A 14,451-nucleotide genomic window follows, 5' to 3' on the forward strand; every position below is an offset into this window, starting at 1 on the left:
TCTCCTATTTTAAAATAAATTCTAGCCAAGTTAAAATTGAATGAACTAACTTCTAGATAAGAGTAATACACTCTTTAACTTTCAGGGTTTTTAAAATTTGTGTTTCTTTTTCTCTAAAGTCAGTATAGCTGCTTATTTGTCTCAAATCAATATCTACTACCGCTGGGTGAACCATTACTTCGATAGAATGGTAAGGTAGAGAAGACAGCTCTTCAAATAACTGGTCGTTAATGCCTTCTTTATAAAAGTTTAACCAGAGATTTTCAGTAAGTAACTGTTCTGGTTTATCTTTTAATGATTCTGTATAACGGACAGGAAGATTATATTGATCGCTTAATTCTTGCACAACGGTTTTTAAATCCTGCCAGCCATGAACGTGATGATGACTATCGATGTGGTCAAGAGTAAGTCCTGTCTTCAAGAATTCTTCAATTTGAGTTGTCCATTCTATTTTGACTTGTTCAATTTCAGTTTGTGTCAGTGAAACTTCAGTACTTGTATATTTAAAATGACCACTATCATTAGTCAAGAGGTTTGTTTCTAGTTTATTCAAGGGTTTTCCAAAAGAAAGCGTTAAGTGAATGCCTACTTTTAATGAAGGTGTTTCTTTCGCTAGCTTGATAGCATCTTCTACAGCCATACCATTCATCATAAGGGTAGTACGGGTAACCACGCCATTGATATGAGCATCAATTACACCTTCATTTATACCTTTGGTTAACCCAAAGTCATCAGCATTTACCAAAATTTTCATGTTTAATTCCTCCAGCTAATAGTTTTTTAATTTTCCTGATAATATCGTTCAATTCTAAAGCTCGTCTTATCGCCTCTAAAGTATGAGCGTGAAAACTCTATGACTAGCCCATTTTTATCTTCAGCGACTGTTTCAATATAAAAACAAGGTTGTCCGACTTCGCACTGTAGATAATGACTGATATCTTTATCGGCAAGCGTTATTTCAACGATTTCTGTTGTCTTATGAATAGAGATGCCGTATGTCTCTTTTAGAGTTTTATATAAGGATGCTTCCAGATACTCTTTTTTTAGTCCAGGAGCAATATTCCAAGGAACATAGGCGACTTCATATTGAGTAACTTCGTTGTTAGCTGATCGTGTTCGCTTGATTTTTTGAATGGGATCATTTTCTTCAATGTTAAACCTTTTTTTATGAGAATCTCGAGCAGGTATTACTTCAATCTTCTCTAAGCTAATTTGACCGTATTTTCCCTGTGCTTGAAGTTGTTGTGTAAATCGGTCATCAGTATGAGAGAGTATCTGATTTACTTTGGGTTCGGCTACAAAACTACCTTTACCTCGTTGACGAATAAGGTAGCCTTCTTGAACCAATTGAGTAAGGGCGATCCGCACTGTAGTCCGACTAACATTGAATTCTTTACATAATTCATTTTCTGTAGGGAATTGATCACCTACCTTATATACATCTGTTTTGATTCGTTCAATCAATTCTTCTTTAATAAATGCGTGTAATGACTTTTTCATTCTCATAAGTCTTCCTTTCGTTTCATTAAACATATTATAGCAAAAAAATAAATGTATGTACATTTAATAATTACGCTATAAATATGTTTACATTTAAAAATTTGTATGATACATTTTAGTTGTGGTTAATCACAAGACAAACAAAAGGAGGAGGATTTTATGAAAGTAGTGATTATAGGGGGTGGATCAAGTTACACCCCGGAAATAATAGAGGGTCTGATATTAAGACAGGATGAATTTCCTGTAGATATTATATCGCTAGTAGATATTGAGAGTGGGAAAGAAAAGCTTGAAATAGTTGGTCAGTTAGCTAAGAGAATGATCGAAAAAGCAGGTGTATCCATTGAACTGTCATGGACTTTGGATAGAAGAGAAGCGTTAAATGGGGCTGATTTTGTTTCTACCCAAATTCGCGTTGGAGGGCTTAAAGCAAGAGAGAAAGATGAACGAATCCCTTTGAGTCATGGTTTGATAGGTCAGGAAACAAATGGCGCTGGAGGAATTTTCAAAGCTTTTAGAACGATACCTGTATTATTGGATCTGGCAAAAGATGTCAGTGAAATTTGTCCAGATGCATGGATCATCAACTTTACGAATCCTGCTGGAATAGTGACTGAGGCGTTGCTGAAACACGGAATGCATAAGAAAGTGATTGGTGTATGTAATATTCCATATAATATGACTCAGTCAGCAGCTGAAATATTAAAGGAAGATCCAAACAATGTACGAATTGAATTTATTGGGATGAATCACTTTGTTTTCGGTTCAAAAGTGTTGGTCAACGGAGAAGATAAATTAAGTAAAGTAATTGAAGCTTTAGTTAATCAATCTGTAGACTTCTCTCCAGCTAACATAGTAAGTTCCGGTTGGTCAGAAACATTTTTAGAAGCAATGAATATGCTGCCTAATCCGTATCATCAATACTATTATCAGAAGGAATCTACCTTAAAGAAAGATTTAAAAGCCTATAAAGATAACGGAACAAGGGCAGAACAAGTACAAGTGATTGAAGAAGAACTTTTTAATGAATATAAAAATCCTCAGTTAGATATAAAACCAGAAGCACTGGAAAAACGCGGAGGAGCCTATTATAGTGATGTTGCCTGTAGTTTAATGTCATCAATTTATAATAATAGTCAGAATATTATGACTGTCAATACATTAAATAATGGTGCAATTGTTGATTTAGCTGAAGATTCTGTGATAGAAGTAAATTGTTTAATTACTAAAGAAGGTCCGGTTCCATTAACTGTTGGACGTTTGCCTCAGCAAATTAAAGCAGATATTTTAATGATGAAAGCTTTTGAAGAACAGGTTATTAAAGCGAGCATTTCTGGAGATTATCGTGATGCGTATCTTGCATTTGTTATGAACCCGTTAATCAAAGATGAAAAGAACGCAAAAGTTATTTTAGATGAATTACTTAATGCACATAAGGAATACTTACCTCAATTCGATTTATAAGTGAATTAGTATGTATTGGGATCCTATTAAATTAATTTTGTTTAATTTAATAAGGATTGAGGCTTAGTGATGTGCTAACAAATGTATGCCTTTTCATGGTAGGGAGGTGATTATTAGAAAAGATAGAAGTGTTGAAGAAACTTTGTTATTTCAAGTATCAGTTTAGTACAGATTTTGTTTGAGTCATTTTATTGTTTATTCTAGAAAAATAATTGGAGGGTATTATATGGATGCTTTAACAGCTTGGTTAGAGAAATACATTCTTCCGATCGCCGGGAGAATTGGAGCACAGAAACATCTAGTTGCTTTGCGAGATGCTTTTATTGGGACACTTCCAGCTACAATGGCTGGTTCTGTGGCTGTTATGCTAAATGCTATTTTGAGAGATCTTCCACCTCAATTTTTTGAAGGATATGATGGAAATTCGATTCCAGTTATCAGTCAGATTATTGCAATCAATGGGTATGTCTGGAACGGTACACTGGCTGTAGCCGGATTGATTTTTGTCTTTTCTTGGGGATATAATCTCGCCAGAGCCTATGGGGTTAATGAACTTGCTGGAGGAATAGTGGCTACGGCTTCTTCAATTGCCGGTATCACATTTTCTTTTGCAGGAGAAATTACTGGTTTGAATTTGGATCAGTCAACCATTGATGCTATTAATATCAATGAAGCTGGTTGGACTGCAACAGCAACAGGGATATCAGCTACCGGGTGGGGCTGGCTGCCACTAAATAACTTAGATAGCAACTTTTTCTTTACAGCAATGATTATTGGATTTGTATCCACCGTAATTTATGCTAAATTAATGCTTGCCAATATTACGATTAAACTTCCTGACACAGTACCACCGGCTGTATCAAAAGCATTCGCTTCAATTATTCCAGCCACCGTTGCTATATATGCAGTAAGTATTTTTTATTGGGCCTTTTCACTTATTTTCCCAGGAATGACATTCTTAGCATGGCTGCAAGAAACGATTGCACTTCCGCTGTTAGGTCTGTCTCAAGGGTTTGGAGCTGTAATTTTAGCAACATTATTTGTACAAATATTCTGGTTCTTTGGTATTCATGGACCAAATGTACTTGCCCCTATTTTAGAAGGTGTTTTTGGTGTTGCACAGCTTGAAAATGTAAACCTTTTCCAAGAAGGTGGAGCAGAATTAGTTATAGCAGAAGGTTATAATTGGGTTCGAGGATCCTTTGATGCTTATGCATGGTTTGGAGGGTCTGGCGGTACAATTGTTTTGATTATAGCATTGCTGCTATTCTCTAAACGATCCGATTATAAAACAGTCGGGAAATTATCAGTTGGTCCCGGTATTTTTAATATTAATGAACCGTTAATGTTTGGGTTGCCGATTGTTTTGAATCCTATTATGTTTATACCGTTTCTACTCGCTCCGGTTGTATCCGTTTCGATTGGATACTTTGCTACGATCTGGGGATTAGTTAATCCTGTTTCTCAACAAGTTGCATGGGTTACACCACCGTTTTTGTTGTCTTTCCTAGCTACAGGTGCTGACTGGAGAGCACCAATTGTTACATTAGTCGCTTTTGTTGCTTCGTTCTTAATTTGGATACCATTTGTCATAGCAGCAAATAAAATGGATCCGGCATTAGGAGAAGAAGAAATGAAGAAAGCAGAGTAAAAATGAATAGCGGCTGATTCATCTCTTTAGGTAAGAGTAACTCAGCCGTTAAATTTTTATAAATAAAGGAGTATTGTAAAATGATTAAAGTTAATTCAGCATTGCAGCAAGATAAGATTATCGAGCTTTTGAATAATCTTACTGAAGAAAATATACATTTTGCTTATCATAAAAAAGAAGGTATTTCACTTTTATTTGAAACGGATGCAGATGATTTAGAAAAAGCTGCTAAAATAGCTAAATCTGCTATAAAAAGTCAGAGTTGGGGTTCAGTTCTATATTTTCAGGTGGTTTCAGTTTCAGCTTGAGTTAAAAGAAAGGATGTTTGTCATGTCAAAAAACGGACTGTTTTTATTAAGTATTGGCTGTCTACTGTTATTATTTAGTGTAAACACTGTTACAGCAGCTTATGATATTTTAAGTTTGGTAACAGCTTCGACACTAATAATATCAGGCCTAATCATAACGATTAAAGGAAAGAAACCTAAACGAAGAAGGGGATAAAATGGAAATATACAGAGAATTGAATATATCAGCTGAACAATTATTCGCTACGATTACTCGTTCTGTTTTATACGATATAAAAACACAGACGGGTAAAAGTCCTTCTACGGATCAAATGACCGGATTTGAATACATTAAAACTTTCAGCAAAAAAAGTCGTGCTAACATCAAGATAGAAGAATTCAAAATAAATGAAGCTTATCATTACAGAACCCGGACGAACAAAAATGACTTTCTTGTTAAGTATGATATTCTCGCATTGTCACGGGATAAATGTAAAATTCACTACACGGAGGAAATAGAGTCAATTGGACATATGCAAAAACTGAATGATGCACTTGTTGGGACATTATTAAACTATTTTAGAAAGAAACGCCTTATGCAAATGTTGCAGAGTATAGAACGAACCTAAAAGAATTCGAGTTACATCAATTAACGGAGGGCAGAGAATGGTTAAAAGATTACTCAGTTGTTACGCAAGTGACTTTAAAAAGATGGATAAATATGATTTGAAAGCGTCCATCAAAGCCAGCGAAGGCAGAACAATTTTATCTGAGAATGTTGTAAGTACATCAGTGTCACATGGATTGACCAACAGTGAAGTGGCTAAAGCATTTGGAGCAGATTTGATCTTATTGAACGGTTTAGATTTAATGGAGCCCAAAATAGAAGGGATAGATGATATAGAACAACCAATTCAATATTTGAAAAAACTCGTTGGCAGACCCATTGGTGTCAATTTAGAACCAGTGGATGAATCAGCAAAAATGTCTGAAAATAAGCTGGACATACCTAAAGGTAGACAAGCATTTAAAGAAACTTTTGAGAAAGCTAACGAATTAGGATTTGATTTTATCTGTTTAACTGGCAATCCGGGAACCGGTGTAAGTAATAAAGAAATCATCAAAGCCTTAAAAGTCGCAAAAGAAAAGTTTGTCGGACTGATTATAGCGGGTAAAATGCATGGTGCGGGTGTTAATGAACCAGTTGTTGACTTAAATGCTATAAAAGAATTTATCATGAATGGTGCGGATGCTATCTTGCTTCCAGCTGTAGGCACGGTACCTGGTGTTACAACGAGTATGGTAATGAAGGCCGTTCAGTTAGCTAAAAAATATGATGTTTTAACTCTCTCTGCCATTGGGACGAGTCAAGAAACTTCAGCGCCTTCAACAATAAGAGATATTGCCCTTCAAAATAAAATAGCAGGGGTAGATATTCAACACATTGGAGATGCGGGAAGCGGCGGAGTAGCACCCTATCAAAATTTACTTGAGCTGTCACGAACGATTAGAGGAGATAGACACACCATTGCACGAATTGCAGGATCAAACGAAAGATAATGAATTGGAAGTTTACGATGATACTTAACAAAGAATCAGCAAGATGGATGGAAAAATATTTGAATAAAAAAATACACTGAATTATTTGTCCTTGAGCTAATATACAGATAATTTAGTGTGTTTTTTATTTTGTAAATTTTCTCAAGCTATTCTGAAACGATTATATTCAGTGTAATTCTATTCAATCAAAGAAATGTGAGATTAGTTGAAGCAGGAAATAAAAGCAACGTTTTTGTATTTATCAATTTATGAATCGTTTTTAATGTTCTGATAAGATTGATTTAGAAAAAAATGTAAAAAAGGGTTGAAACCGATTAAGCAAACAGGAATTTGAACTATACAGATTTTATCTATACGAACAGTTTTTATGAGTATAAAACGTTTGGTGTTTGATTAAAAGTATTGAAATTTTTAAAGGTAATTCGGATAAATTAAACGAATTAGTATTCAAAAATAGTATAAAAAATTCCTTTTTATTTATGATTATTTTTATTTAGTTAGTATAATCATATAAAATTTTAATTTATTTATTAATATTTATGAGATCGAGTCGATAATACAGAGGATGTCTTCTAGTGTTTTAAAAGTCCTATCTTTTAAATAGAAGTTGAGAATCATTATAGAAAGGGGAAATGAATGATTATTGAACATAATAAAGGAGGTAAATAATAAATAAATGATCTAAAATTAGATTTTTAATAAGAAAGAAATGTAAAAAAATTGAGAGTAAGCATCCATTTGATAGTATCATAGTGAATTTTTAATGAATAGTGATATCAATTTTTGAACTAAAAGTACAAAATTGAAATTCATATCATTTTGATTATTAAAATGAAATATTATGAGAAATTTAGTAATACATAACTTATACATTTGCTATGAAACTATGAAAAATCAATGGAATAAGGAGATCTGATATGAAATTTTGTGAAAACTGTGGAGAGAAATTAGAAGACAATCAGAAATTTTGTGAGAATTGTGGGGTTAAAGCAGCAGATACAGGTAATGAGGCAGAATCAGTAAAAGTAGAGGATAAGCAGGATGCGAGTGCTGTAGATTCAACTACGGATAATAACAAAGAGGGACAGAACAGTTCAACAGCTGACTCAATCAATCAGCAAACTAAAGCAACTCATAAGCCAGTTTCGAAAAAGTTGGTTATAGGAATAGGGGCTTTAGTAATAATTGCTGCCGGCGGTATTTTTGGCTATCAGCAAGCTAAAGATTATTATAGTCTGGATAATCAAGTAGATCGATATATCGAGACATTACAATCTAGAGATAATGGGAAGATTGCTTCAGTACTTTCTACTTCAGAAGAAGGGCTTGAAATAACAAAAGAATCGATCGCTCCTTATGTAGAAAGTTTCTTGTACAACGTTGATTGGAACCAAACAAGATATGATTTAATATCTAATCGTTCAACAGAAACTTTACTTTTGAAAAAGGAAGGATCAAATTTTGTATTATTTGATAACTATGAGCTAGAACTGATACCAGCCTATGTAACACTGACGACAAATACTACAGATGCTAAATTATTTATCGGAGAGGATGAAGTGGCAACTTCAGATAGTGATGAATTTAGTTATCAGCATGGTGCAGTTATTCCAGGCGAACATATTTTCAGTGCCAAGGTAGAGTTAGATGGCGAAGAGTTAGTAACGGAAGATACAGTCACTGTTATGTCTGGTAAGGATGATTATCCTATTGCATTAGATATTGAAGGTATGCACTTTGAAGTATCCAGCAATGTAGAAGATGCGGAAGTGTATCTGAATGATGAAAATATTGGACAATTAGCAGATGGCAATGGAGAATTCGGACCGTTTGGAAATCTGGAAGGGGCAGTATTGGAATTAAGACAAGAAACTTCATTTGGTGAAATCAAAACTGAACCAGTGGATGTATCCAATAGTGATTTCGAATACTATGACCTGAGATTTGCGGATATGCTAACAGAAGAGGATGTTCAAGCCGCATTACAACGTACGTTTGACCAGTTATCTAATCTAACGAATGAATATCAATATAGTTTAGAAGCAGACTTGAAGGAATTTGGTCAATCCTTTTCTGAGGGAGTAGCCTATGATGAACTGAGACCATTCTATGTTGATTATGCCAAGAGACAGCGTGAAAATGAAGAGGTTCAATATGTTGAGTTTGAAGTTAGATTAAGTAACTATGAACAAACCGCAGCTGATGAGTATAAAGCGGATATAGAGATTGATTATATTTCACATTTTAATGGTACAGAAGCAAACAATTATGTAGCACCAGATGACCGAATTAGAACCTTTGCTTATAACGCTACTTTAGTTTCTGAAAATGTGGATGATGGATGGGGAGATATGGTCAAAGCGTTATCAATCAGTGGTTTTGCCAATGAAGAAATGACCTACGATAGTAACGCCGAATAGATAATTGAATAGTGAACTTTAAAATACTATGAAAATTTAAAAGATTCAGATAATAGAAAGTGCATTTTAAAGTAATCTAACATATAAAATAAAAAGGAGTTTTAAAATGAAAAAATGTAATAATTGTGGTGCAATGATGAACGAGGATGCAAAATTCTGTACAAACTGTGGAGCTGCATTTACAGAAACGGAATCTAACCAGAATATCGACACTAGCGAAAATTCAAACAGTGACTCTAATGAAAATCAAACTTCACAAATGGTTCAGAATGTCAGTAATGCTGTTAAATCAGTGGAATATGATAAAGTGGCCAAAGGGTACTGGAAGTATTTCTTAATGACGTTAAAGAATCCATCTACAAGCTTTACAGTGACTGATAAAATAAATGGCTGGATACAGTTTGTATTGATAGCTATTTTAAACAGTTTAGTATCTGTTTCTATTCTAACTATTATGCCTACAACTGAATCAGGAATTGGATTATTTTTCAAATTATTCTTTGTACAATTTATCATTAATGTAGCTGGAATAGGCATCTTATTTATATTTAAAAATTTCGTTCAAAAAGTCAGTACACCATTTAATGTAGTTACTTCTCAATACGGAGGATTATTATCGATCAACATTATTTTGTTATTGATTGTATTTATTAGTGCACTGATTTCACCGATTGCCATGATCTCTATTATAATGGTTGGTGTAGTTTTAGTAGGAATCGTAAATGTCATTGCTTTCAATATGTATTTATTAAATGGTAAAAACAATTCCAAACTTGATAATTTTTATGTTGCTGTATTAGCAAATGCTGTAGTTTTAATTATTATTGCTATTATCACAAGAATCGGAATGGAAATGATGATTGACCAAATGCTTCCTTATATGTTCAACCAGTATATGTACTAAAAAAAGTAGGATTTGAGATAAGTTAGATGATTAATTATTTACTGGGAGTGAGTGGGAAAGATGGATAAGGAGTATAAGTTTTGTCCAGAGTGTGGAAATAAGGTAGAAAAAGAAGCAAAATTCTGTGATGCTTGTGGGTATAATTTTGTAATGAAAGAAAGTCGACCGAGTGGAACAAAACAACTGGTAAGTCAGTTAATGAATAAATTGAATAAGAAAATGATTATGGCAGCGTTTGGAGTTGTGATAGTTTTAGCGGCAGGATTTTACTTTTTAAGAGGAAACTTCGCTATTGCCGGGGAATATAAATCATTAGATAGTGTAGCATATGGATCCAGCACTTCCATTGAAATTTCGAAAAAGGGAATGGCTACAATCGTAGAAAGTTCAGAATATGACGATGCTCGTTATGAAGTAGGACTGCCGCTTGTTTATGTAGATCAAACCGAAACGTATACGATTGACACGGATAAAAAAGTCGCACTTAGCATCACAGGTCCGCTAGCAGATCTTGGGGCTGATGATATAGAAGAGATTGATCAGTTTGTTGCAATGCTGGGCCTTACGAGAGAAACAGAGGGAGAAAACATGGTGCTCTCTGGAGAAATCGATTTTGCATTACTGAAAATGGCAGACATAGGTGGAAGTTTAGCCTCCATAGCAGACGAATTTGTTATCGTAGATAAAGGTAATGATCAGCTAGACATTTCAGGAGAAACATTTATTAAAGTTGTTGAATAATTAGTAATTTATTTTTATATTATTGATATGAGGAAAAGGAAATCATTAATTTAATAGAGTTAAATTTATTTTTAAACCGATTGATCATGATGGCTTAAATTCTAGGGTTTAAAGTCAAAAGTGTTGGCGAAATCTCGTCAGCACTTTTTTCTTTTAAAATTGATAATTTGTATTAATACACTTTTATAAAAGTATAACAAGCCATCCTCTTCTAACTCAAATTGAAATCAAATCTTCAGTAAGATATAAAGGCCGTTTTCTTCTAACTCAAAGTGAAATCAAATCTTCAGTAAGATATAAAGGCCGTTCTCTTCTAACTCAAAGTGAAATCAGATCTTCAGTAAGATATAAAGGACGTTCTCTTCTAACTCAAAGTGAAATCAGATCTTCAGTTGGATATAAAGGGGTTTCTCTTCTAACTCACTTTGAAATAAGATATCATTTGATACATAAATACCCTTCCAGTTCAACACCAGTACTAAGTTAATAAATAAAAAACATGTTCTCATCTAACTCAATTTAAAACTATAACTCAGTTGAAAAATCAAGGGTTGTCAATTTGTAACTCAACTTGGTATCAGAATAATGTTCCGCCTTTTTTATTCAATTTTATAGTACCTATAACTAATTTATCTTCAGTTAGTTCAATTTCTGTTATTCGAATGCTTTACTCACTGTGTTATACTAATTGAAAATGGATGAACGAGGGGTAATGGAATGAAAGTTGTCATTATTGGTGCATCTTATGCTGGAATAGCTGCAGCGTTAGAAGTACAGAGTAAACATCTTAATGCAGAAGTTATTTTGTTAGAAAAAAAGGATAGATTAGGCTACATTCCAAATGGCCTTCATCTTTACTGGGGAAATAAAATTGATCATTTAGATTCTGCTTACTTCTTTACAAAAGAGGAATTGGAACAAAGAAGTATTCAATGTTCTATGAACACTGCTGTTGAAAAGATCAATACGGTTAAAAAAGAGGTAGAGTATCTTCATAATGAAAAAGAAGGCACAATGGCTTATGATAAACTGATTATCGCAACAGGATCAAGTCAGTTATCTCAAAAAATCAAAGGCAGTGATAGTGAAACTGTCTTAAAATACAAAGGTCGTTATGAAGCGGAAATGGCTATAGCCAAAGTCGGAGCTAGTCAAAGTGTCACGATTATTGGCGGCGGTCAGGTTGGTGTAGAAGCAGCTGATCTGCTAAAAAAACAGCATAAGCAAGTGACGCTTATCGAAAGTATGGATTATGTGCTATTTAAATATTTTGATAAAGAGATGATCCAACCTTTACAACAGAAAATGCTTGAAGAGGGAATTGATTTGCGTTTGCAGCAGACTGTTTCTTCTATAGAAGAAGTGGAAAACCAACAGGTAAGAGTTCAGATACAGAAAGAAAAAATTAAAAGTGAGGCCGTTATCTTAAGTGTAAATGTGAGACCAGACCTGCACTTTTTGGATGAACACATTCAACTCCACATGGATCAGACTATAGCAGTTGATCGCTATATGCAAACATCTGTGGAAGATGTATTTGCTGTAGGAGATTGTATTCAGCTGACCTTTGGAGAAGAAGATGAAATGGTTTATATTCCACTTGTAAATAATGCAGTTCGGACTGGTATGGTAGCAGCCCAAAATCTTGTCCAGCCAAAAGTTCCATTTAAAGGTTCTCTTCGTACAATAGGGACTTCTGCATTTGGTTATTATATTGCTAGTACAGGAATAACTGAAGCAGAAAGCTTGTTTACCGGTCAAGCGATTAAAACCGCTCGTCAAGAAGTGAAGCTAACGAGTTTACCAGAAACAGATACTGTGATGATGAAATGGATCTATGATGCGGACACCCATGCTTTACTGGGCGCACAAATGCTTTCTACCACAGATATATTAGAAAAAATCAATACGTTAGCATTAGCTATTCAAACAAATCAGACGTTAGAAGATTTACAACAGAAAGATTATTTCTTTCATCCTTCCTATTCTCCCATGTTGTCAGCAACCAATTACGTTTCTTGGCAAGAAATGAGGGACGATGTAAATGAAAATTGAACATTTTCTTGAAAAAAATGAAATTAGAGAAGTTACGATTTTTAAACAACTCATTTTAAATGGTGGCAGCCTTTCTTATGTAGAAATGCTGGATTATCTAAAAGTGGCTAAAGCATCATTAGACAATGATCTAGATTCTATTTCTTCTCGAATCGGTTCTTTATCAGATCAAGTGAACATTGAATATGATGGACAGGGAATTTCTCTGGAAGTGAGCAATGAATATTCTCTTCAACAAATTTATTATCTTTATTTGAATCAGTCAGTAAAAGTAAAGTTAATCAATTTTCTATTCAAATATCAGGAATTTTCCATTATGCAGTTGACAGAAGAGCTAGCCATCAGCGACTCTTCTTTATTTCGCAAGATAAAAGAACTGAACAACTATTTGAAAGAATTTGGAATTAAAATCCGAAATGGACAGTTACATGGAGAAGAATTGCAGATTCGATATTTCTACTTTCAATTCTATAATTTTATTGAAAATAAGGAAGATTTTGTTGATTCGCATTTGGATAATCAAATCACTCAAGCAGTACAAGCTGTAGAAAATTTTCTGAAAGTCACAATTGAATCAGAAAATAGACAACGATTAGTTATCTGGATGATTATCAGTAAAAACCGTGTTAATAGTAGAGAAAAGAAGTATCAGTATGTACACAAACAGATGCAGCCGTATTTAGAAGATCCGTTATACCAGAAAATCCGAATCATGGTTTTACGCTACTTCAGCCGATATTCAATTGAAGTTGATGAGGAAGAAGCTATGTTGCATTTTGCATTTTTATTAGCCTTTTCAATACTGACGGAACATGAATTTCATGAATATACACTAATGCGCGATCGTCGGGCTCCCATTGCTTCCTTGGATACTTACATTGTAGAAACCATTATTATCCATTACAAATTCCGCAGATTACCTTATATGCTGGAACGTGATATGTTTTATCATTTATCTCATATCCATACAAAGCTCTATTTTTTCAAAGGGGATATTGAAGTCTATGAATACGAAGAAATGCTAGGTAAAGAAAAACAATTTACGGGTAGAAATTTGGTGTCCTTTGCTCAGACATTGTTGACGACCAGTACAAAAAAATTCATGGTTAATGAAGATGTGGAAAATAGTTTATTGAAGATGGAACTACTGAAGTACATTAGTTTACTAGCTATCGTTACTTTTAAAATGACGACTATTGTACAAATCGGGATTGATTTAAAAATGGAAACCATTTATACCGAAACTTTAAATCAGATGTTGATGCTGAATATGCGGCATATAAACGGCATTAAGGTAGAAACTTATCAACCTGATAAAGAATATGACCTGATTCTAACGAACGAACAGCCAAGTCAAAAAGTTCAATATGGTGATGCCAAAGTATATGTCCTTTCAGAAATCTTGTCATCTTTTGATTTGAAAAATATTCAGATGATTATTCAAAAGCTGAACTCCTAAAACAAGCTACAGTAAATACTGAGCTTGTTTTTTTAGGTTGAAAATTTTGAAATTTATATTTTATGAGTATATCAAATGTACATTGTCACGTAACCAAGCAGAAGGGATTGTGAAATAGATATAAAATAAGCTATGATTATCTCATTATTTTCCATCATTATAGAATATCTTACACTTTAGTTTCATTAATAGATTTATTGTGAAACAGGAATTTTTGTATCAAATAATATTTATAATAAAAAGATTTAGAGTTTTAGGGATCTCGGTTTATAATTGTACTAAGTATTTAACTTTTATTAAGAATGAACTTAAAATAGAAAAATATTGGAAAACACATTCAAAATTAGTAGTGATTTAAAAAAAAAGAATTTAATCTTTATGGTTACCAAAACTAAACACTTCTTGAAAAT

Annotated in this window: 13 protein-coding genes; 11 read left to right on the top strand and 2 right to left on the bottom strand. The window is 33.7% G+C overall.

The window, feature by feature from the left end; translation table 11 throughout:
• Positions 1 to 52: 52 nt before the first annotated feature.
• Together chbG and BLT22_RS07295 are read right to left on the bottom strand one after the other, a co-directional pair.
• Positions 53 to 754 carry a chitin disaccharide deacetylase gene (chbG, locus tag BLT22_RS07290; RefSeq protein ID WP_091762051.1) on the bottom strand — a complete coding sequence of 234 codons (702 nt, stop codon included), beginning with the start codon at positions 752 to 754 and terminating at the stop codon, positions 53 to 55.
• A gap of 26 nt (positions 755 to 780) precedes the next feature.
• Positions 781 to 1,500, bottom strand: coding sequence for a GntR family transcriptional regulator (locus BLT22_RS07295; protein WP_218127253.1), 720 nt, complete (start codon positions 1,498 to 1,500; stop codon positions 781 to 783).
• Positions 1,501 to 1,659: 159 nt separating this feature from the next.
• Here BLT22_RS07295 and BLT22_RS07300 point away from each other — a divergent pair, with 159 nt between their 5' ends.
• The 11 genes from BLT22_RS07300 (at position 1,660) to BLT22_RS07345 (ending at position 14,041) form a co-directional block, all read left to right on the top strand.
• Positions 1,660 to 2,964, top strand: a complete 1,305-nt coding sequence (locus BLT22_RS07300; RefSeq protein WP_091762053.1) for a 6-phospho-beta-glucosidase — start codon at positions 1,660 to 1,662, stop codon at positions 2,962 to 2,964.
• 226 nt (positions 2,965 to 3,190) lie between these two features.
• Positions 3,191 to 4,615 (top strand): PTS sugar transporter subunit IIC, encoded by a 1,425-nt coding sequence (locus tag BLT22_RS07305; RefSeq protein WP_091762055.1) that lies wholly within the window; start codon positions 3,191 to 3,193, stop codon positions 4,613 to 4,615.
• Between the two features lie 80 nt (positions 4,616 to 4,695).
• Complete coding sequence (locus tag BLT22_RS07310) at positions 4,696 to 4,923, top strand: hypothetical protein (protein WP_091762057.1); 228 nt, start codon at positions 4,696 to 4,698, stop codon at positions 4,921 to 4,923.
• Between the two features lie 22 nt (positions 4,924 to 4,945).
• Positions 4,946 to 5,119, top strand: coding sequence for a DUF3188 domain-containing protein (locus BLT22_RS12600; RefSeq protein ID WP_143020641.1), 174 nt, complete (start codon positions 4,946 to 4,948; stop codon positions 5,117 to 5,119).
• A 1-nt stretch (position 5,120) separates the two neighbouring features.
• A complete protein-coding gene (locus BLT22_RS07315) occupies positions 5,121 to 5,531 on the top strand; it encodes a DUF3284 domain-containing protein (protein ID WP_091762059.1) in 411 nt (136 codons plus the stop codon).
• A gap of 37 nt (positions 5,532 to 5,568) precedes the next feature.
• Positions 5,569 to 6,462, top strand: a complete 894-nt coding sequence (locus BLT22_RS07320) for a DUF7916 family protein (protein ID WP_091762061.1) — start codon at positions 5,569 to 5,571, stop codon at positions 6,460 to 6,462.
• 917 nt (positions 6,463 to 7,379) lie between these two features.
• Positions 7,380 to 8,882 (top strand): zinc ribbon domain-containing protein, encoded by a 1,503-nt coding sequence (locus tag BLT22_RS07325; protein WP_091762063.1) that lies wholly within the window; start codon positions 7,380 to 7,382, stop codon positions 8,880 to 8,882.
• A 106-nt stretch (positions 8,883 to 8,988) separates the two neighbouring features.
• Entirely contained in the window at positions 8,989 to 9,786 is a 798-nt protein-coding gene (locus tag BLT22_RS07330; RefSeq protein WP_091762064.1) for a zinc ribbon domain-containing protein, read from the top strand.
• 60 nt (positions 9,787 to 9,846) lie between these two features.
• Positions 9,847 to 10,527, top strand: coding sequence for a zinc-ribbon domain-containing protein (locus BLT22_RS07335; RefSeq protein ID WP_087059909.1), 681 nt, complete (start codon positions 9,847 to 9,849; stop codon positions 10,525 to 10,527).
• Positions 10,528 to 11,244: 717 nt separating this feature from the next.
• Positions 11,245 to 12,582 (top strand): FAD-dependent oxidoreductase, encoded by a 1,338-nt coding sequence (locus tag BLT22_RS07340; protein WP_091762066.1) that lies wholly within the window; start codon positions 11,245 to 11,247, stop codon positions 12,580 to 12,582.
• On the top strand, positions 12,572 to 14,041 hold the full coding sequence (locus tag BLT22_RS07345) for an AcpB/EbpR/MafR family transcriptional regulator (RefSeq protein WP_091762068.1): 1,470 nt from the start codon (positions 12,572 to 12,574) through the stop codon (positions 14,039 to 14,041). Before BLT22_RS07340 ends, BLT22_RS07345 begins: the two co-directional genes overlap by 11 nt.
• The last annotated feature ends 410 nt before the right edge of the window (positions 14,042 to 14,451 follow it).

The sequence above is a fragment of the Marinilactibacillus psychrotolerans genome, assembly GCF_900101525.1.
In the GTDB taxonomy this organism is placed as follows: Bacteria; Bacillota; Bacilli; order Lactobacillales; family Carnobacteriaceae_A; genus Marinilactibacillus; species Marinilactibacillus psychrotolerans.

Coding starts and splice junctions, on each gene's coding strand:
- BLT22_RS07305 (WP_091762055.1), top strand. CDS start 3,191: ATGGATGCTTTAACAGCTTGGTTAGAGAAATACATTCTTCCGATCGCC.
- BLT22_RS12600 (WP_143020641.1), top strand. CDS start 4,946: ATGTCAAAAAACGGACTGTTTTTATTAAGTATTGGCTGTCTACTGTTA.
- BLT22_RS07295 (WP_218127253.1), bottom strand. CDS start 1,500: ATGAAAAAGTCATTACACGCATTTATTAAAGAAGAATTGATTGAACGA.
- BLT22_RS07335 (WP_087059909.1), top strand. CDS start 9,847: ATGGATAAGGAGTATAAGTTTTGTCCAGAGTGTGGAAATAAGGTAGAA.
- BLT22_RS07325 (WP_091762063.1), top strand. CDS start 7,380: ATGAAATTTTGTGAAAACTGTGGAGAGAAATTAGAAGACAATCAGAAA.
- BLT22_RS07340 (WP_091762066.1), top strand. CDS start 11,245: ATGAAAGTTGTCATTATTGGTGCATCTTATGCTGGAATAGCTGCAGCG.
- chbG (WP_091762051.1), bottom strand. CDS start 754: ATGAAAATTTTGGTAAATGCTGATGACTTTGGGTTAACCAAAGGTATA.
- BLT22_RS07345 (WP_091762068.1), top strand. CDS start 12,572: ATGAAAATTGAACATTTTCTTGAAAAAAATGAAATTAGAGAAGTTACG.
- BLT22_RS07330 (WP_091762064.1), top strand. CDS start 8,989: ATGAAAAAATGTAATAATTGTGGTGCAATGATGAACGAGGATGCAAAA.
- BLT22_RS07315 (WP_091762059.1), top strand. CDS start 5,121: ATGGAAATATACAGAGAATTGAATATATCAGCTGAACAATTATTCGCT.
- BLT22_RS07310 (WP_091762057.1), top strand. CDS start 4,696: ATGATTAAAGTTAATTCAGCATTGCAGCAAGATAAGATTATCGAGCTT.
- BLT22_RS07300 (WP_091762053.1), top strand. CDS start 1,660: ATGAAAGTAGTGATTATAGGGGGTGGATCAAGTTACACCCCGGAAATA.
- BLT22_RS07320 (WP_091762061.1), top strand. CDS start 5,569: ATGGTTAAAAGATTACTCAGTTGTTACGCAAGTGACTTTAAAAAGATG.